General features: G+C 73.9%; 16 protein-coding genes. 10 read left to right on the plus strand and 6 right to left on the minus strand.

Annotated elements, in window-relative coordinates; genetic code table 11:
- Window positions 1-3: 3 nt before the first annotated feature.
- Both hypF and AB0L37_RS04655 read right to left on the minus strand, forming a co-directional pair.
- Complete coding sequence (gene hypF / locus AB0L37_RS04650) at window positions 4-2,319, minus strand: carbamoyltransferase HypF (RefSeq protein ID WP_365500041.1); 2,316 nt, start codon at window positions 2,317-2,319, stop codon at window positions 4-6.
- Between the two features lie 4 nt (window positions 2,320-2,323).
- Window positions 2,324-2,824, minus strand: a complete 501-nt coding sequence (locus AB0L37_RS04655; RefSeq protein ID WP_365500044.1) for a hydrogenase maturation protease — start codon at window positions 2,822-2,824, stop codon at window positions 2,324-2,326.
- Between the two features lie 172 nt (window positions 2,825-2,996).
- Between AB0L37_RS04655 and AB0L37_RS04660 the strand changes: the two genes are divergently transcribed.
- The 3 genes from AB0L37_RS04660 to AB0L37_RS04670 all read left to right on the plus strand — a co-directional run bounded on the left by AB0L37_RS04660 (window position 2,997) and on the right by AB0L37_RS04670 (window position 7,210).
- Window positions 2,997-3,860 carry a universal stress protein gene (locus AB0L37_RS04660; RefSeq protein WP_365500047.1) on the plus strand — a complete coding sequence of 288 codons (864 nt, stop codon included), beginning with the start codon at window positions 2,997-2,999 and terminating at the stop codon, window positions 3,858-3,860.
- A 92-nt stretch (window positions 3,861-3,952) separates the two neighbouring features.
- Window positions 3,953-6,322 carry a phosphoketolase family protein gene (locus tag AB0L37_RS04665; RefSeq protein ID WP_365500049.1) on the plus strand — a complete coding sequence of 790 codons (2,370 nt, stop codon included), beginning with the start codon at window positions 3,953-3,955 and terminating at the stop codon, window positions 6,320-6,322.
- Between the two features lie 27 nt (window positions 6,323-6,349).
- On the plus strand, window positions 6,350-7,210 hold the full coding sequence (locus AB0L37_RS04670; RefSeq protein WP_365500052.1) for a universal stress protein: 861 nt from the start codon (window positions 6,350-6,352) through the stop codon (window positions 7,208-7,210).
- A 7-nt stretch (window positions 7,211-7,217) separates the two neighbouring features.
- On the opposite strand, the gene AB0L37_RS04675 is transcribed toward AB0L37_RS04670, so the two are convergent.
- Window positions 7,218-7,913, minus strand: coding sequence for a response regulator transcription factor (locus AB0L37_RS04675; protein WP_365500055.1), 696 nt, complete (start codon window positions 7,911-7,913; stop codon window positions 7,218-7,220).
- Between the two features lie 348 nt (window positions 7,914-8,261).
- Between AB0L37_RS04675 and AB0L37_RS04680 the strand changes: the two genes are divergently transcribed.
- The 3 genes from AB0L37_RS04680 to AB0L37_RS04690 all read left to right on the plus strand — a co-directional run bounded on the left by AB0L37_RS04680 (window position 8,262) and on the right by AB0L37_RS04690 (window position 13,616).
- Window positions 8,262-9,104 carry a universal stress protein gene (locus tag AB0L37_RS04680; RefSeq protein ID WP_365500058.1) on the plus strand — a complete coding sequence of 281 codons (843 nt, stop codon included), beginning with the start codon at window positions 8,262-8,264 and terminating at the stop codon, window positions 9,102-9,104.
- Window positions 9,105-9,119: 15 nt separating this feature from the next.
- Window positions 9,120-11,792, plus strand: a complete 2,673-nt coding sequence (gene ppdK / locus AB0L37_RS04685) for a pyruvate, phosphate dikinase (protein WP_365500061.1) — start codon at window positions 9,120-9,122, stop codon at window positions 11,790-11,792.
- A 78-nt stretch (window positions 11,793-11,870) separates the two neighbouring features.
- Window positions 11,871-13,616, plus strand: a complete 1,746-nt coding sequence (locus AB0L37_RS04690; RefSeq protein ID WP_365500063.1) for a GAF domain-containing sensor histidine kinase — start codon at window positions 11,871-11,873, stop codon at window positions 13,614-13,616.
- Window positions 13,617-13,715: 99 nt separating this feature from the next.
- Here AB0L37_RS04690 and AB0L37_RS04695 read toward each other — a convergent pair whose 3' ends face one another.
- A complete protein-coding gene (locus tag AB0L37_RS04695) occupies window positions 13,716-14,705 on the minus strand; it encodes a hypothetical protein (RefSeq protein ID WP_365500066.1) in 990 nt (329 codons plus the stop codon).
- Between the two features lie 168 nt (window positions 14,706-14,873).
- Here AB0L37_RS04695 and AB0L37_RS04700 point away from each other — a divergent pair, with 168 nt between their 5' ends.
- Window positions 14,874-15,341, plus strand: coding sequence for a peroxiredoxin (locus tag AB0L37_RS04700; protein WP_365500069.1), 468 nt, complete (start codon window positions 14,874-14,876; stop codon window positions 15,339-15,341).
- 9 nt (window positions 15,342-15,350) lie between these two features.
- Here AB0L37_RS04700 and AB0L37_RS04705 read toward each other — a convergent pair whose 3' ends face one another.
- Complete coding sequence (locus AB0L37_RS04705; protein ID WP_365500072.1) at window positions 15,351-15,761, minus strand: RidA family protein; 411 nt, start codon at window positions 15,759-15,761, stop codon at window positions 15,351-15,353.
- A 101-nt stretch (window positions 15,762-15,862) separates the two neighbouring features.
- Window positions 15,863-17,188 (minus strand): lipase family protein, encoded by a 1,326-nt coding sequence (locus AB0L37_RS04710; protein WP_365500075.1) that lies wholly within the window; start codon window positions 17,186-17,188, stop codon window positions 15,863-15,865.
- Between the two features lie 265 nt (window positions 17,189-17,453).
- Between AB0L37_RS04710 and AB0L37_RS04715 the strand changes: the two genes are divergently transcribed.
- From AB0L37_RS04715 to AB0L37_RS04725, 3 genes are all read left to right on the plus strand, one after another.
- The gene (locus tag AB0L37_RS04715; protein WP_365500078.1) at window positions 17,454-17,945 is read left to right on the plus strand and encodes an HPP family protein; all 492 of its coding nucleotides are present in this window, start codon (window positions 17,454-17,456) and stop codon (window positions 17,943-17,945) included.
- A 158-nt stretch (window positions 17,946-18,103) separates the two neighbouring features.
- Complete coding sequence (locus AB0L37_RS04720) at window positions 18,104-18,454, plus strand: hypothetical protein (RefSeq protein ID WP_365500081.1); 351 nt, start codon at window positions 18,104-18,106, stop codon at window positions 18,452-18,454.
- 71 nt (window positions 18,455-18,525) lie between these two features.
- Window positions 18,526-19,107 (plus strand): carbonic anhydrase, encoded by a 582-nt coding sequence (locus AB0L37_RS04725; protein WP_365500084.1) that lies wholly within the window; start codon window positions 18,526-18,528, stop codon window positions 19,105-19,107.
- Window positions 19,108-19,111: the final 4 nt, after the last annotated feature.

Here is a 19,111-nt window from a genome sequence, read left to right on the forward strand (position 1 = left end):
TGTTCACCCCTTCCTGGATGTCTTGGAAGTCGTGGACGTACGGGATGCGAGGCGTGCGGCGGCGACCGCCGCCTGCCCGTAGCTGATGCCGCCGTCGCCGACGGGGACGGCCTCGCCGGTCAGGACGCGAAGACCCTGCGCGCGCAGCCGCCGGCGTACGTCGCCGAGCAGGCGCGGGTTGACGAAGCAGCCGCCGGCCAGGCAGACGGTGCGCGGGGCGCCCGCCGCGACGGCGCGGCCCACGAGCTCGGCGGTGGCGCGGGCGAGGGTCTCGTGGAAGGCGGCCGCGAGATGAGCCTGGTCGGCGCCGTCGGCGCGCCGGGTCAGGAGGTCGGCGAGGGTGGGCGCGGTGTCGTACACCCACAGCCCGTCGACGCGGACGAGGCGATGGTCGAAGGGGACGGCCCGGGTCCGTCCGGCGGCGGCTTCGAGGGCGACGGCGGCCTCGCCCTCGTAACTGACGCTGTCGACCAGGCCGATGAGGCTCGCCACCGCGTCGAAGAGGCGTCCCGCGCTGGAGGCGCGCGGGCAGTTGAGGCCGCGCTCGACCATGGTCCGTACGGCGAGGACGTGCCGCGGGTCGATCCGCCCGTCGAACAACTCCCCCACTCCTGTGCCCTGTTGGGGGAACTCGGCTCCGTGGAGGTGGCCGAGGGCGGTGCGCCAGGGATGGCGGACGGCCGCGTCGCCGCCGGGCAGGGGCGCGGTGGCGAGGCGGCCCACCCGGCGGTAGCCGGTGAGGTCGGCGACGAGGATCTCGCCGCCCCACAGGGTGCCGTCGTCGCCGAGACCGAGGCCGTCGTAGGCGACGCCGGTGAACGGTCCGGTCAGCCCGTGTTCGGCGGCGCACGCGGCGAGGTGCGCGTGGTGGTGCTGCACGGGCACGAGGGGCAGGCGTTGCTCCCTCGCCCACTGGGTCGAGAGGTAGCCGGGGTGCAGGTCGTGGGCGACGGCGCGCGGCGTGATGTCGGTGAGCGCGCGCAGATGCTCGTAGGAGGTCGTGAACGCGTCGTACGTCGCCGGGTCCGACAAGTCGCCGCCGTGCGGGGCGAGATGGGCGCGGCCGTCGGCGGCGAGCGTGAAGGTGTGCTTCAGCTGCGCGCCCGCGCCGACCACGCCGTCCGTCGCCGGGCAGGGCAGCGGGGCGGGGGCGAGGCCCCGGGCGCGGCGGACGGTGCGGACGGTGCGGCCCGTCACCTGGGTCACGGAGTCGTCGTAGCGGGCGCGCACCGGGCGATCGTGGTCGAGGAAGCCGTCGGCGACCGCGCCCAGGGTGCGGCGGGCCGTCGCCGCGTCGAGCGCGAGGGGTTCGCCGGAGAGGTTGCCGCTGGTGACGACGAGGGGCCTGGCCAGGTCGCGCAGCAGGAGTTCGTGCAGCCCTGTGGTCGGCAGGAACAGTCCGATCCGGTCGGTGCCGGGGTGCACGCCGGGGGCGATCCGCTGCCCGCCTCCTGGTAGAGCGGGCAGCAGGACGATCGGCCGGGCCGGTGAGGTGAGCAGCGCGGCGGCACCGGTGCCCACCCGTGCGAGGCGGCGCGCCTCGGCCGGGTCGTGGACCATCACGGCGAGGGGTTTCGCCGGGCGGTGCTTGCGCCGGCGCAGCCGGTCCACGGCGGCGGGGTCGGTCGCGTCGCACACCAACTGGTAGCCGCCGAGCCCCAGTACGGCGACGGTGCCGCCCGCGTCGACGGTCTTGACCGCCGCCGCGAGGGCGTCATCGCCGGCCAGGTCGTCCCAGGCGAGGCGGGGTCCGCAGGCCGGGCAGGCGATCGGTTCGGCGTGGAAGCGCCGGTCGCGCGGGTCGGCGTACTCGGCGGCGCAGTCCGCGCACATCGGGAAGCGGCGCATGGTGGTGCGGACCCGGTCGTAGGGCAGGTCCTCGATGATCGTGGCGCGGGGGCCGCAGTCGGTGCAGTTGACGAACGGGTAGCGGTGGCGCCGGTCGCGCGGGTCGAGGAGTTCGCGCAGGCAGGCGGCGCAGAGCGCGGCGTCCGGCGGGATCTCGCGCGGCCCGCCGGGCACGTGGCGCAGCCCGCTGACGCGCACCTCGAAGCCGCTGCCGGGCGCGGGCCCCGGCCCTGTGGCGGGGGTCGTGCGCACCTCTCGGACCCGGGCGAGCGGCGGGGCGGCCGACGCGAGGAGGCGGGTGAACTCCTCGACGGCGTACGGCGATCCGGCGACGCCCCCTTCGACGTGCCCGTCGACGTTGACGACCCAGCCGTCCAGGCCGAGTGCGGTGGCCGTGCGGTGCACGAACGGCCGGTAGCCGACGCCCTGGACGATGCCGGTGACCTCGAAGTCGCGTGCCCTGCGGGCCACCGGATCAGCCTCGCGCCGCGGCGTCGCGGTGCCGGACGATCTCCGCCTCGACGTCGGCGGAGAGAGGGTCCACGACGGCGGAGACGGTCGCGGACAGCTCATCGCCCAGGGTCGTCTCGGCGGTCTCCACCGCGTACACGACCAGGCGGCGCGGCAACCGGCCGAGGACGCGGGCGAGTTCGACGGCCTCGCCGAGGCCGAGCCCGTGCGAGCTGGTGGTCGGCGGCCGTTCCAGGTGCTCGGCGTCGAGTTCGAGGCGGTGCACGCGGCCCGGATGGGCGGGGTGCGCGTGGGCGGCGTCCACGACGACGGCGAGCTCGGCGTCCGCCCACAGCGCGATGAGGCGCGCGGGGTCGCCGTCGCAGGCGGTCAGGACGGTGCCGGGCGGCAACGGCCGCTGCCGGGCACGCTGTTGGAGCGCGGCGACGACGGCATGGCCGACTCCGTCGTCGCGCCGGAACGCGTTGCCCACGCCGATCACCGCGATATGTGTGTGCCGGGTCATGACGGCTCCCCTCGGATTCCCCTTCACCGTCGCCGCGCGGGCGGGGGACGGCACGGGGCCGAAGGGCCCAAGGGGTGAGGCCAGTTCGTCCCTTATCGGGTTCACGCGCCGGTGGCAGCGTGCATCGCACCGGCGCGCCGCAGGCGGGCCCTCGGGTACGGAGGTGGGGACGGTGGAACGTCCGCTGATCGTGGGGGTCGACGGTTCGGAGTCGAGCCTGCGCGCCCTGGACTGGGCGGTCGACGAGGCCGCGCGGCGGTCCGTCGCGCTGCGCGTCGTGCACGGCTCGCGCTGGGAGTGGTACGAGGGACATCAGCCGTCCTTCGAGCTCCACCGCGGGTCGGTGCGGCAGTACACCGAGCACATCGTGGCCCAGGCCGCCGAGCGGGCCGGGCAGCGGTCCGCCGAGGTGAAGGTCGAGACCTTGGTGGTGCCCGAGGACCCGGCGGCCGCGCTGATCGAGGCGGGCCGCGACGCGTCCGCGGTCGTCGTGGGCAGCCGGGGGCGGGGCGCGCTCACCGGTCTGCTGCTCGGGTCCGTGAGTCTGCCGGTCGCCGCGTACGCCGAGACACCGGTCGTGGTGGTCCGCGGCACCGGCACCCACCCGACGGCCGGTTTCGGCCAGATCACCGTGGGTGTCGGGGAGGCCCCGCAGGCACCGGCGGCCCTCGAGTTCGCGCTGCACGAGGCCGAGCTGCGGAGTGCGGAGGTCTTCGCCGTGCGGACCTGGCGCTGCCCGGCGCACGAGGGCGTCGACTATCCGACGGCCGACAGCACGGCCCACCAGGTGCGTGCCGAGACCGAGCTGGAAGCCGCGCTCGACGTGCCCCGGACGGCTCACCCCTCGATCCACGTACGTGCGCACGCCCACGAGGGGCACCCGCGGGACGTGCTCCTGGAGGCGTCGGCCCTGTCCGACCTGCTGGTCGTCGGCGCCCGGCGCCGTGACGGCCGCGTCGGTCTCCAGCTCGGTCCGGTCAACCACGCGGTGCTGCACCACAGCGCCTGCCCGGTGGCGATCGTCCCGCACGGCTGACCGGCTGACTGACCCGAGGTCTGCGGGAAACCCGCGCCCCGAACCCGTAGATCCCAACGATCACGCTGCGACCCCGTAACCGAGGAGCCCTGATGGCGAAGGACCTGTCGAAGCGCCGGCTCGCCGCGCTCGACGCGCACTGGCGCGCCGCGAACTACCTGGCCGTCGGCCAGATCTATCTGCTCGACAACCCCCTGCTGACCGAGCCCCTCTCCGCCGAGCACATCAAGCCGCGCCTGCTCGGCCACTGGGGCACGTCGCCCGGCCTGAACCTCGTGCACACCCACCTCAACCGGGTCGTCAAGGAACGCGGCCTGGACGCGCTGTGCGTGTGGGGTCCCGGGCACGGTGGCCCGGCCGTGCTGGCCAACTCCTGGCTGGAGGGCAGCTACACGCAGACGTACCCGGACGTGACCCGGGACGCGGCCGGCATGGCGCGGCTGTTCAAGCAGTTCTCGTTCCCCGGCGGCGTGCCGAGCCATGTCGCGCCCGAGACACCCGGCTCGATCCACGAGGGCGGCGAGCTCGGCTACTCCCTCGCGCACGCCTACGGGGCCGCCCTGGACAACCCCGATCTGCTGGTGACGTGCGTGATCGGCGACGGCGAGGCGGAGACCGGGCCGCTCGCCGCCTCCTGGCACTCCAACAAGTTCCTCGACCCGGTGCACGACGGGGCGGTCCTGCCCGTCCTGCATCTGAACGGCTACAAGATCGCCAACCCGACGGTGCTGTCCCGGCTCCCCGAGGAGGAACTCGACGCGCTGCTGCGCGGCTACGGCCATGAGCCGATCCATGTCAGCGGCTCCGACCCGATGCGCGTCCACCGGGACATGGCCCGCGCGATGGACCGGGCCGTCAGCCGGATCCACGCCTTGCAGAGCGAGGCACGCGCGGGCGGCGCGAAGGACTTCGGCCGGCCCCGCTGGCCGGTGATCGTGCTGCGCACCCCCAAGGGGTGGACGGGGCCCGGCACGGTCGACGACGAGCCGGTCGAGGGGACGTGGCGCTCGCACCAGGTGCCGCTGGCGCAGGTCCGGGAGAACCCGGAGCATCTGCGGCAATTGGAGGCGTGGCTGCGCTCGTACCGCCCGCAGGAACTCTTCGACGCCCACGGGCGGCCCGTGCCCGAGGTCCTGGAGTGCGTGCCGGCCGGGACGCGGCGTCTCGGCGCCACCCCGCACGCCAACGGCGGCCTGCTCACCCGGGACCTGCCGACGGCGCCGCTGGAGCGCTTCGCCGTCCCCGTCGACAAACCGGGCACCACGCTGCACGAACCCACCCGGGTCCTCGGCGGGCTGCTCGCGCAGGTGATGGCGGACACCGCTGACCGCCGCGACTTCCGTGTCGTCGGCCCCGACGAGACCGCCTCCAACCGGCTCGACGCGCTCTTCGATGTCACCGGCAAGGCGTGGCAGGCGCGGACCGTGGCGACCGACGAGCACCTGGCGCGCGACGGCCGCGTGATGGAGATCCTGTCCGAACACCTCTGCCAGGGCTGGCTGGAGGGCTATCTGCTGACCGGCCGGCACGGCCTGTTCTCGTCGTACGAGGCGTTCGTGCACATCGTCGACTCGATGGTCAACCAGCACATCAAGTGGCTCAAGACCTCACGGCAGTTGGCGTGGCGCGCCCCCATCCCCTCGCTCAACTACCTGCTCACGTCGCACGTGTGGCGCCAGGACCACAACGGGTTCTCGCACCAGGACCCCGGGTTCGTGGACCACGTCCTCAACAAGAGTCCCGACGTCGTACGGGTGTATCTGCCGCCGGACGCCAACACGCTGCTGTCCGTGGCCGAGCACGTGCTGCACAGCCGCGACTACGTCAATGTCGTCGTCGCCGGCAAGCAGCCCACGTTCGACTGGCTCTCCCTGGACGAGGCCCGCGCCCACTGCGCGCGCGGCGCCGGCGTGTGGGACTGGGCGGGCACGGACGACGGCAGCCGCGACCCGGACGTCGTGCTGGCCTGCGCGGGCGACGTGCCGACCCAGGAGGTCCTCGCCGCGGCCGGGCTGCTGCGCACGCATCTGCCGGAGCTCGCGGTCCGTGTCGTCAACGTCGTCGACATGGCCCGGCTGATGCCGAAGGACGAACACCCGCACGGCATGCCGGACTTCGAGTACGACGCGCTGTTCACCGCGGACAAGCCGGTGATCTTCGCGTACCACGGCTATCCCTGGCTCATCCACCGCCTCGCCTACCGGCGCACCGGGCACCGGCATCTGCATGTGCGCGGCTACAAGGAGTCCGGCACCACGACCACGCCGTTCGACATGGTCGTCCGCAACGACCTCGACCGCTACCGCCTCGTCATGGACGTCATCGACCGGGTCCCGGGTCTCGCCGTGCGCGCCGCGGCCGTCCGGCAGACCATGGCCGACGTCCGGACCCGCCACCACGCCTGGATCCGCGAGCACGGCACCGACCTGCCGGAGATCGCCCAGTGGTCCTGGGCGGGCTGACGAGCACCGAACCGGAAGGAATCCGCCATGTCCCGCCGCCCCTTGGCCGTCGGTGTCGACGGCTCCGCCGAGAGCCTGGACGCCGCCGACTGGGCGGCCCGTGAGGCGCTGCGCCGCGGGCTGCCCCTGCACGTGCTGCACGCCGGGGCGGACCCCGGCGCCGGCCCCGCGCACCTGCCCGAACTCGACGCGCCGGCCGCGCGCGCCGAGGCGGCGCTGCGGGAGATCCCGCTCCAACTTACCTACGCGCACCCGGCATTGGAGATCCGGGCGGAGCGGGACGCGCGTGCGCCGGTGGAGGCGCTCATCGCCGCGGCGGCCGACGCGACGCTGCTGGTCCTGGGGTCGCGCGGGCTCACCGGACTCGCCGGGCACCTGGTGGGTTCGGTGGCGACGGCCGTCTGCGAGCGGGCGGCGACGCCCGTGGTGCTTGTGCGGGCGGGCGGCGCGGCCGCCGGGGGCGACGACCTGCGGCCCGTCGTCGTCGGCCTGGATCTCGCGCACCCGAGCGACGCCTTGTTCGAGGCCGCCTTCGCGACGGCTGCGGCTCGCGGGGTGCCGCTGCGGGTGGTGCACGCCTGGACGCTGCCCGCGCTGCGCGGCTACGCCCCCGGCGCGGCGCTGCCGGGCGACGCCACCGCGCGCGAGAGCGCGAAGTTCACCGCGCTCGACCGGGCCCTGCACCCCTGGCGGCACAAGTTCCCCCAGGTCGACGCCGGGGAACGGCTCGTCTACGGGCATCCGGGGCATCAGCTGGTAAAGGCGTCCACGGCGGCCGGGCTCGTACTGGTCGGCAGGCCCGTCGGGGCAGGCCCGCATCTGGGCCCGACGACACACACGCTGATCCGCCACGCGGCCTGCCCGGTCGCGGTCGTGCCCCACGACTGAGCGCAGGTCAGTTGTCGCCGCCCCGGTGACGCCCCTGGGTCTGGGTCGCGATCACCGCGGCCTGGATGCGGCGCTCCACGCCCAGCTTGGCGAGCAGGCGGGAGATGTGGTTCTTGACCGTCTTCTCGGCGAGGTAGAGCCGCTGTCCGATCTGGCGGTTGGTCAGGCCCTCGCCGATCAGGCCGAGGATCTCCCGCTCGCGCGGCGTCAGCCCGTCCAGCGCGTCCGGCTCCGCGTCCTTCTCGTGCTCGCCGCGCAGCCGGGCCATCAGCTGGGTGGTGGCGGTCGCGTCGAGCAAGGACTGCCCGGTCGCCACGGTACGTACGGCGTTCACCAGGTCGGAACCCTGGATCTGCTTGAGGACGTACCCGGAGGCGCCCGCCATGATCGAGTCGAGCAGCGCCTCCTCGTCGTCGAAGGACGTGAGCATCAGACAGGCCAGGCCCGGCATGTCCGAGCGGAGCTGCCGGCACACGGTCACGCCGTCGCCGTCGGGCAGCCGCACGTCGAGCACGGCGACGTCGGGGCGCAGCGCGGGCACGCGCGCGAGGGCCTGCGCGATGGTCGCCGCCTCGCCGACGACGCTGATGTCCTCCTGGTCCTCCAGGAGGTCGTGCACTCCCCTGCGGACCACCTCGTGGTCGTCGAGGAGGAAGACCCGTATCGGGGTCCGCGGGGTGTCGGGGCGGCCGTTCTCCGTCATGGACGGCTCCTGTCCTGCGCATCGTCTCTGCCTCGGTCCGGCCACCGTACGACGGCACCCGTCCTGCCTGCTCTGATCCTTCGCGTTCCGCCGCACGGAAGCCAGGGCCGTTCGGTCCCTTGACGGCCTGGCCTCCGGCGTCCCGTACGGGGTCGCCGACTTCGCCGAGGGGAAGCGGGGCCACCCGGCCCCGGCCCGGACCGACCGGCCCATGTCGCCCGACGCCCCGGGTCGGGAGTCTGGAGCCGAGGGCCGCGGCCCTTCCCTGCACCTCGCCCGGACCCTGCCGAGTGCCGGCGGCATCGGGAGTAACGCTTCGGCATCACCGCCGCTACGGAGGTCGCCCGTATGATCCGCCCCGTCACCGTCGGTCTCGACGGTTCGCCCGAGAGCCTGGCCGCCGCCGAGTGGGCCGCCCGCGAGGCCGTCCGGCACTCCCTGCCGCTGCGGCTCGTGCAGGCCTGGGCCTGGCAGCCGCACGACATCCCCGCCGCTCAGGATCCCGAGACCCGGCGACACTGGGCGCAGCGGATCCTGCGCGAGGCGGAGCAGCACCTGCTCGCCCTGCATCCGCGGCTGACGGTCAGCACGGAGCAGGTGGCCTCCGATGCCCGCGAGGTGCTCCTCGACCGCGCGGAGACGTCGGAGATGCTCGTCCTCGGCTCCAGCGGGCACGGGGCCGTGGCGGGTTTCCTGCTCGGCTCCGTCGCGCAGCAGGTGCTCGCCCACGCGCACACGCCGGTGGTCCTGGTGCGGCCGCACGCCCGCCCGGACGCCGTCCCGGACGGCGCCGAGGTCGTCGTCGGCCTGTCGCGTCTCGACCGGTCGGCGGGCCGGCTCCTGGAGTTCGCGTTCGCGGAGGCCGACGCGCGCACGGCCGCGCTGCGGGTCGTCCACGTCCCGGCGCCTGCGCAGCCCCGCCACGAGACCGGCGATGGTCTGACCGCCGCCGAGAAGGCACTGATCGACCTGCTGGCCCCGTGGCAGGACAGCCACCCCCAGGTCCCGGTCGCGCTCACCGTCGAACTCGGCCACGGCGCCGGGGTGTTGCTCCGGGCCACCCGGGACGCCGGGCTCGTCGTGGTGGGGCGACGGCTGCACCGTCCTGCGCTCGGGCCACGTATCGGCTCGGTGACCCACGCGATGCTCCACCACGCCGCGGCGCCCGTCGCCGTCGTCCCCCAGCCTTGAGGAGGCGGACCCGTCATGGTCCCCTACGTGTACGACTTCACCGAGGGCAGCCGGTCCATGGCCGCCCTGCTCGGCGGCAAGGGAGCTGGGCTCGCCGAGATGGCCCGCCTGGGGCTGCCGGTGCCGCCCGGTTTCACCGTGACCACCGAGGCCTGCCGCGTCTTCCTCACCACGGGAGCCGAACCGCCTTCCCTGGCGGGCGAGTTGGCCGATCACCTGGCCGCGCTCGAAGCGTCCGCCGGGCGCAGGCTCGGGCAGCCGGACGATCCGCTGCTGCTGTCCGTGCGCTCGGGGGCCCGCTTCTCCATGCCCGGCATGATGGAGACGGTCCTGGACGTGGGCCTGACCGACGCCGGGGTGGCTGGCCTCGCCAAGGTGTCCGGCAGCGACCGATTCGCCTGGGACTCCTACCGCCGGCTGCTCCAGATGTTCGGCAGTACGGTGATGGGCGTCGACGCGGAGCTGTTCGAGCGGGCCCTCGCCCGGCTCAAGGAGTTCGTGGGCGCGCCGGACGACGTCAGCCTCAGCGCCTCCGATCTGGCCGAACTCACCGTCACGTACAAGGCGTTGATCCGCGACGTGACCGGCGAGGAATTCCCGCAGGACCCGGCCGAGCAGCTGCGCCGCGCCGTGCGCGCCGTGTTCGCGTCGTGGAACGGGGAGCGGGCCCGCCTCTATCGGCGCCGCGCGCACATCCCCGACGACCTGGGCACCGCCGTGACCGTGCAGCGCATGGTCTTCGGCAATCTGGGCGCCGGATCCGGCAGCGGTGTCGCGTTCACCCGGGACCCGGCGACCGGGCGCCGGGGCGCGTACGGCGACTACCTCCCGGACGCGCAGGGCGAGGACGTCGTCGCGGGCGTGCGCAACACGGTGCCGCTGGCCGACCTGGAGGACATCGACCCGATCGCCTACGGCCAACTCATGGGCCATCTGCGGGTGTTGGAGCAGCACTACCGGGATCTGTGCGACGTCGAGTTCACCATCGAGCGGGGCACGCTGTGGATGCTGCAGACCCGGGTGGGGCAGCGCACCGCCGAGGCGGCGTTCACCATCGCGGCCGCGCTGGCCGACGAGGGGCGCATCGACGCGGACGAGGCGCTGACCCGGGTCGGCGGGGAAGGTCTCGCGCGGCTGATGTTCCCGCGCTTCGACGCGTCGGCGACCGGCGAACCGCTGGCGCACGGGGTGCCCGCGTCGCCGGGGGCCGCCGTGGGCGCGGCCGTGTTCGACTCCGCCGCGGCCGTGCGGCGGGCGGCCGCCGGGGAGCGGGTGATCCTCGTCCGTGAGGAGACCACCCCCGACGACCTGCCCGGCATGGTCGCCGCGCAGGCCGTCCTGACCGCACGCGGCGGCAAGACCAGCCATGCCGCGGTGGTCGCCCGCGGCATGGGCAAGGTGTGCGTGTGCGGCGCCGAGCGGCTCACGGTGGACGCGCGCGGGCGGCGGCTCGTCGTGGACGGCGTCGTCGTCGAGGAGGGCACCGTGCTGTCGGTCGACGGGACGGACGGCGCCGTGTACGCCGGTGCGGTCCCGCTCACCGACTCCGCGGTGATGCGGTACTTCGAGACCGGCGAGCAGGCGGACGGTGTCGTCGAGGCGGTGGCGGGCGCCCTGCGCCGGGCCGACCAGGTGCGCCGTCTCGAGGTGCGGGCCAACGCCGACACCCCCGAGGACGCGGCGCGGGCGCGGCGGTTCGGGGCGCAGGGCATCGGTCTGTGCCGTACCGAGCACATGTTCCTCGGCGAGCGGCGGCGGCTGGTCGAGGCGATGATCCTGGCGCACACGGACGCCGAGCGCGCGGCGGCCCTGGACGCGCTGCTGCCGCTGCAGCGGGCGGACTTCGTCGGGATCCTGACGGCGATGGACGGGATGCCGGTCACCATCCGGCTGCTCGATCCGCCGCTGCACGAGTTCCTGCCCGACCGCACCGAACTGGCCGTCCGCGTCGCCACCGCGAAGCAGCCCGACCCGCACGACGTCGCGCTGCTCGACGCGGTGGAGCGAATGCACGAACGCAATCCGATGCTGGGGCTGCGCGGGGTGCGCCTCGGTCTGGTCGTGCCCGGTCTGGTGGCCATGCAGGTACGGGCGATCGCGGAGGCCGTCGTGGCCTGCCGGTCGGCGGGCGGACAGCCGCGCGCCGAGATCATGGTGCCGCTGATCGCCACGGTCGAGGAACTGCGCCTGGTCCGCGAGGAGGTGGAGCGGGTTCTCGCCGAGGTGTCACAGGCGTCGGGCGTCGGCGTCGACTGCCCTGTGGGCACGATGATCGAGCTGCCCCGGGCCGCGCTGACCGCGGGCGACATCGCCGCGGTGGCCGAGTTCTTCTCCTTCGGCACGAACGATCTGACGCAGACGACGTGGGGCTTCTCGCGGGACGACGTCGAGGCGGCGTTCTTCTCCGCCTATCTCGCCAAGGGCGTCTTCCCCGTCTCGCCGTTCGAGACGATCGACCGTCAGGGGGTGGGCCGGCTCGTGGAGTCCGCGGTCGCGGAGGGCCGGGCCGTCCGCCCAGGGCTGACGATCGGCGTGTGCGGCGAACACGGTGGCGACCCGGCCTCCGTGCGCTTCTTCCACGACGCGGGGCTCGACTACGTCTCGTGCTCGCCGTTCCGGGTGCCGGTGGCCCGGCTGGAGGCGGGCCGGGCGGCGCTCGCGGCTGACGAGGGGCCGGTAACCCTCTGACTTCACACACATGCTCGAACAGCGGCCGCGTGGATGAGGCATCATGGCAGCATTCCGGGGCGAGTTGGGGGGGCGGTCATGAGCCTGGGCGCAGAAGATCCACCGGGGCCGGAGTCCGCCGCGGCGGCGACGCCCTCGTTCCGGCTCGATGTGCTCCTGGAGGAGCTCCAGGAGCAGGTGCAGCGGGTACGCGGCACCCAGAACCGGGTGCACGCCCTGCTGGACGCGGTGCTCGCGATCGGCAGCGACCTGGATCTCGACGTGGTGCTGCGCCGGATCGTGGAGTCGGCGACGCAGGTGGTCGACTGCCGGTACGGCGCGCTCGGGGTGGTCGGCGAGGAAGGCGGCATCAAGCAGTTCATCACCGTCGGCATCGACGAGGAGACCATCGCCCGCATCGGCCACTACCCGCAGGGCGAGGGCATCCTGGGCCTGCTCATCCGGGAGCCGTACCCGCTGCGGCTGCCCGTCCTGAGCGACCATCCGGACTCGGTGGGCTTTCCCGAGGGCCATCCGCCGATGACGACGTTCCTCGGCACCCCGGTCCAGGTCAGGGACCGCGTCTTCGGCAATCTGTATCTGACGGAGAAGAGCGGCGGCCGGCCCTTCGACTCGGAGGACGAGGCGATACTGCGCACGCTCGGCGCCGCGGCCGGGGTCGCGATCGACAACGCGCGCCTGTACGAGGACGCCCGGCGCCGCGAGCGGTGGCTCGCGGCCAGCAGCGACCTCACCCGCACGCTGCTGTCGGGCGCCGATCCCACCGAGGTCCTGCACTCGTTCACGGCCACGGTGCGCGAGCTGTCCGAGGCGGATCTCGTCACGCTCGCGGTGCCCGTCGGCGACACCGGCGATCTCGTGGTGGAGGCGGCGGACGGCCAGGACGCGGAGCGGCTGCGCGGTCTGGCGCTGCCCGCCGGGACCAGTCTGGCCGCGAAGGTGTTCGGCTCCGGCGAGACGCTGATCAGCGCGGCCCTGAGCGAGGACGCCCGGGACGAGCCGGCGCAGGCGACAGGGCCCCGGCTCGGCTCGGCGTTCCTGCTGCCGCTCGGCACGCGCGAGCATGTGCGCGGGGTGCTCCAGGTCGCGAACCGGCACGGCGGGCCCGTCTTCCCCGAACCCACCATCGACATGATCACCGGCTTCGCGGGGCATGCGGGGATCGCCCTGGAGATCGCCGAACACCGCAGGGAAGCCGAGGAGTTGCTCGTCCTCAACGACCGGGACCGGATCGCGCGGGACCTGCACGACCTGGCCATCCAGCGGCTGTTCGCGAGCGGCCTGAGCCTTCAGTCGGTGCTCGGCCGGATCACCGACCGGCCCGAGGCCGCCGACCGGGTGCGGCGCGTGGTCGAGGATCTGGACGACACGATCCAGGTGGTGCGCTCCACGATCTACGCGCTGCGCGAGAGCAACCGCGCGGAGGCGGCGGGGCTGCGCGCCCGGCTCGTCGCCCAGGTGGGCCGGGCGACGGAGACCCTCGGGTTCACCCCGGCGCTGCGGATGAGCGGCCTGCTCGACACCTCGGTCAGCGACGACCGCGCCCAGCACCTGCTCGCCGTGGTGCGCGAGGCCCTGTCGAACGTGGCGCGGCACGCGGGCGCCACCGCCGTGGAGATCGCCGCCGAGGCCGGGGAGGGCCGGCTGCGGCTGCGCGTCACGGACAACGGGCGCGGCATGGCGCCGTCCGCCGTGCGCCGCAGCGGCCTGGCCAACATCCGCTCCCGCGCCGAGAACCTCGGCGGTACGTTCACGCTGTCGTCCGGCGAACCGGCGGGCACGGTCCTCGACTGGTCGGTGCCGCTGGCCGTACCCGGCCGGTAAGAGCCTGTCTTTGAACCCGCGTCGTTCGCCCGAAGGGCGGGCGCACCGGACGTCGGGGCGCAGGCGGGGGTCAACGACAGGCTCTGAGCGGGGCGCACCTCATTCCGCGTACACATCGCCCCAGGGGCGGCGCGGCGTGGCGGGCCCCTCGGGTCCGTATCCCAGGCGTACGACCATGTGCGCGTGGCCCAGGTGGTCGGGCGAGGCGCTGAGCTTCCTGCGCAGGTCGGGCCACTCCATAGCCTGGTGGAGCAGCGAGGAGCGCACCTGGTGGGCGGTGGCCACGAGGAGGACGTGCTCCAGGGCCTGTCCCGCGCGCAGCCAGTCGGCGCGCCGGTCGTGCGAGGTGGTCAACACGGCGATGGCAGGCGTGCGTTCGAAGTCCTGGGCGGGGAGAGTGTCGCGGTGCCGGCGTGCGGTGAAGTCCCGCATCGGCACCACATCGCGCGCGTCCTGCGGGCCGAGGACGGCGCGCGGCATGCCGGCCCCGACGGTGTCCTGGCAGCCGTCCCTGCGCACCCACCGCCGGCTCTCCGCGCCGCGCACTGCGTCCTTGCGGTTGCGCTGTTCGGCCTCGGCCGTGAGGCGCAGCGCCACGGCCCGCTCGGCGGGGCCCGGGAAGGTGAGGACTGCGCCGTTCGCATGGGCGGCCTCGGCGAGTTCGGCCCGTACGTCGGCGGGGACCGGGCGGTCGGAGAACGGGAACCTGCTGCTGTGCCGCCGCCAGATCACGTCGAACAGATCGGGGCGGTGCCCGGGGGTGGCGCGTACGACGGCGGGAGCGATCCGCACCCGCGCGAGCAGACCGGGGTCGTCCGGGTCCGGCAGCAGCCGGGTCAGCGGCAGCCAGCCCGAATGAGCCACCGCTACACGGAGGTTGAAGACGGCGGCGCCCACCGACAGGTGCAGCGCCCTTCCGGTCGCGTCGACCGCGCGCAGCCCCCGCTCGGGAGCCGCACGCACTTCGAGCGACGTGGTGTCGGTGTCGAGGCGGAACGTCCACGGCTGGGAGTTGTGGAGGGACGGCGCCGCGACCGCCGCCGAGATCCACTTCTCCAGCTCCGCCGCGTTCAGCACCTTGTGGTTCATGACCCCCACCTCCCGCGTGTGCATCCGTCCTCAGGGTGCGGGAGGCGGGGCCGCCCGGGTCAGGGGCCGTACGTCCCGGCGCGGCCGCCGGCCGGCCCCCGCCCTCCTACCGCTGAGTAGGATCACGGGGCACGGACAGCCGATCCCACCCGTCGGGAGACAGACCCCATGAGCGCATCGCCCCGTATCCGCGTCGGTTCCGTCGTCGAGGACTTCACGCTGCCCGATGAGACGGGCACGCCCACGAGTCTGTCGTCCCTGCTGGCGGAGGGGCCCGTGGTGGTGTTCTTCTACCCCGCCGCGATGACGCCGGGCTGCACCGCGGAGGCCTGTCACTTCCGGGATCTGGCCGCCGAGTTCGCGGCGGTGGGGGCGCGCCCGGTGGGCATCAGCTCCGACCCGGTGGACAAGCAGCGGGAGTTCGCCGGGCGGCACACGCTCGGGTTCCCGCTGCTGTCCGACCCGGAGGGCGTCGTGCGCGAACGGTTCGGTGTGGCACGGGGGTTCGGGCCGCTGCCGACCAAGCGCGCCACCTTCGTGATCGGTACCGACCGGCGGGTGCGCGAGGTCGTGCGCAGCGAGTTCCGGATGAGCGCGCACGCGGACAAGGCCCTGGCCGCGCTGCGCGAGCGGTAGCGGTCCCGGTCAGTCGTCGAGCACGGCGGCGACGGCCTCGATCTCCACGAGCTGATCGTGGTAGCCGAGGACCGTCACGCCCATCAGGGTGCTGGGCACGTCGTGCTCACCGAAGGCGTCGCGCACCACCTGCCAGGCGGCGACCAGGTCCGGCCGGCGCGTGGAGGCGACGAGCACGCGGGTGCTGATGACGTCGCCGAGGTCGGCGCCCGCCGCGGCGAGGGCGGTGCGCAGGTTCTCGACGCACTTGGCGGCCTGGCCCGCGTAGTCGCCGACGGCGGCGGTCGACCCGTCCTTCTCCAGCGGGCAGGCCCCGGCGAGGAAGACGAGCCGTGCCTCGGCCGGGGCGGTCGCCGCGTACGCGTACTCGGCGACGTCGGACAGGGCGGCGGAGCGGATCAGGGTGACGGCACGGGGCACGCGGGGATTCCCTTCGGGCGGCATGAACAGCAAGGCGTGGAAGCCCGGGCATGCTGCCACGGCGCCGCCGCCGTCACCTCTCCTTTTCCGCCGTCACGGCGTCACGGCCTGCTGGGCAGCGTCCCGCAGTTCGAGCCCGTCGGTTCGCCGGACAGCCGGTCGGTCAGCCAGTCCACGGCCGGCCCCTGGTCGGTCAGGAGCGGCGCGAAGTGGTTGATCAGGGCGCGGCCGACATCGGGCAGGACGACCGGCTTGTACGTGACCTGCGCACCGCGTCCGCACCAGTCGACGGCGAGTTCGCGCGCCTGCCCGTGCGGGACGAGGTTGTCGCTGACGCCGGTGGCCACGCGGACGGGCCCGGACGGCTTCATGGTGCCGATGCGCTGCTCGGCGAGGAACGCCTGAAGGCGCGGCTCGGCCTGGATGATCTGCTCCAGGCTCCGGCCTCCGGTGGTCCAGGACGTGCTGCGCCGCGAGGAGTAGCCGAAGATGGCGTCGCCGACGCACATGGTCGACAGGTCCTTGAGCGCCGCGCGCCCCTTGTCGTTGAGGTACTTCTCGGCGATGGGCCGCAGTTCGGGGTCGGACTGGAGGAACCCGTTGAGCGACCAGCCGAGTGCGCCCACCAGGTCGGTGCCGTCGATGGCCTTGGTCGTCGCGGTGAGGTCCGCCGGGGGCGCACCCGCGTAGGTGCCGGAGAGCCGGACGTCGGGCGCGTACGTGGCCTGGATCTCGGCGGCCGCGGCGGTGGCGCCGCCGCCCTGGCTGTAGCCGAAGAGGCCGACGCGCGAGTCGCCCGTGACGGTCGCCCGGCGCAGGCCCCGCGCGGCGCGCACCGCGTCGAGCACGGCGTGGGCCTCGTCGAGCCGGTTGACGTAGGTGTGCAGGCGGTCGGTCGCGCCGAGTCCGATGTAGTCGACCACGACAACGGCGACGCCCCTGGCGAGCAGGCGGTAGACGGCCAGGTCCTCGTAACCGACGGAGACCGTCCGGCCGTTGAGCCTGAGGGGGTGTTCCAGGCCGAGCGAGGCGGCGCACTGGTCGCCCTGTCCCTGGGTGCCGGGGGCGAGGGCGACGAGCGGGCGAGCACCCGCGCCGCGCCATCTCGCGGTGGGCTCGATGTAGGCGCCGGTCGCGGCGGCCGGCCTGCCGTTCGAGTCCGTGGTCTTGTACATCAGGCGCGTCGCCGTGCCGGGCAGCGGGCCGTGCAGCGAGGGCAGGCTCAGCGCGAGCGGCAGCGGCTCGCTGCGGATCAGGGCGCCGTCGGCGGCGGGCAGTTCGGCGGGCGCGTTGTAGAAGGCCGGGATGGTGACGCCGCGCGAGACCTCCTCGTCGGCTCCGGTGGCGGCCGCGGCGGGCACGGCCTGCGCGCCCAGACAGGCGGCGACGGTGACGGCGGCGGCCAGCAGGCGGGTGGGTGCGGGCATGACGAACCTCCTGAGAACAGGCGGGAGTTGAGGCGTGCGGCCGGTCGTCCCACCGTCCCCACGCGCCGCGGGGACGCTATCCGCAACGGGGTTACCGCGGGTAGCACCAGGAGAGTTACGGTTGAGTAACTTGTTGCGGAGCGGACCTGGCGCACCCGGGCCGCCCCTCGGCCGCCTTGCCCGAGAGGCAAGACACTTCCCCTCGAATTCAACAATCTGTTTATGATCACCGGGCCCCGCCTCCCCTGCCCCCGGAAGCCTCTGTATGTCCACGCCCCCGTCCGCCGCCCCCGCACGACCGCACCCCCTGCACGTCCTGCGCACCACCGTCTTCGCGAGCGGCACCCTGCTGCTGCTCGTCGCCGTCGGGGTCGTCCTGCGCCAGCCGCTGCTCATCCCGCCGCTCGCGGCCAGCGCCGCCCTGGTGCACAGCGCGCCCGGCCTGCCGATATCCCAGCCCCGCAACCTCGTCGCGGGCCACCTGACAGCCGCCGTCATCGGCTACGGAACCCTCGCCGCGGCCGGCAGCAACGGCTGGAGCGCCGCGGTCGCCGCCGGACTCTCGGTGGGCGCGATGATGCTCACCCACCTCTCCCACTCCCCCGCCGTGGCCACCGCGGTCATCGTCGTGCTCCAGGCCCCGCACCCGCTGCCGTTCCTCCCGCTGCTCGGGCTCGCCTCCGTACTCCTGGTCCTGATCGGCCTGTTGCCCGGCCGTGTGGGCGGCCACCCGGTGCGCTATCCGCTGTCCTGGTAGTCGGTTCACGCCAAACCAGCGGCACTTTTCACGCTTCCTCGGCGCCGCAACATCCCGTTAACCCGCCGATCAACTTTGCAGAGTTAATCTGCCTCTTGACCTTCGGTTGACCAACCGTTGGCATCGTCTTGACATGCGGACGGTCGAGAGGGGGGTGCATGTTCCGAGGTGGGAGGCAGGGCCGCGGCGCGGTGGCGCTGTTCGTCGCCGTACTGCTCGCTCTCCCGTTCTTCACGGCCGCACACCCGTTCGCGCCCGCACATACGCACGAGCGCAGCGTGTCCGCCGTCGACTGCACGGACGCGCCCGCCCCGGTCGAGGGGCTCCGCTTCCGCGACCGGCAGCGCGGCGCCCAGGCCTCTCCCGGAGCGCCCTGCCCGCACGTGGTGTCGGTGGCGGCCGACACCGTGACCCCGCCGGACCCGTCGCCGCACGGCGACGCACGGCTCCGGCCGACGAGATCCTCAAGAGCCCTCACGGCGGCGGCCCTTCAGGTCTTCCGCTGCTGACAGAGACAGCCCTTCTTACCTGTCCTGCACGCCCGACGCGCCCCCACAGCGCGCCAGGAGGAATCACATACATGCAGCCCCTCATCGACCACGCCCGAATGTTCGGCAAGAGCCCTGAGGAGTTCGCCCGGCTCGCCGACGGCCAGTCCCCGCAGGTTCTGTTCATCACCTGTTCCGACTCACGCGTCGTCCCGGCCCTCATCACCGGCGCCCGCCCCGGCGAGCTCTTCGAGCTGCGCACCGCGGGCAACATCGTTCCCCCCTATCCCAGCGGCCGCCCCAGCGGCGAGGCCGCGACCATCGAGTACGCCGTGGAGGTCCTCGGCGTCCAGGACGTCGTCGTGTGCGGTCACTCGCACTGCGGCGCGATCGGCGCGCTGGTGCGCGGCGACGACCTGGCGGCGGTGCCCGCCGTGCGCGACTGGCTCGCGCACGCGGCCGACGAGCCCTCGTCGCAGGACCCGTCGGATCCCACGGTCTCCGCGGCCGTCCAACAGCACGTCCTCGCGCAGGTCTTGCGGCTGCGCTCGTACCCGTGCGTCGAGCGGCGGCTCGCCGACGGCCGCCTGCGGCTGCGCGCCTGGTACTACGAGGTGCACACCGGCGGTGTCCGCGAACACCGCGCCGACAGCGACACGTTCGAGACGCTGTGAGGGC

It is taken from the genome of Streptomyces sp. NPDC052225, assembly GCF_040679615.1.
GTDB lineage: Bacteria > Actinomycetota > Actinomycetes > Streptomycetales > Streptomycetaceae > Streptomyces.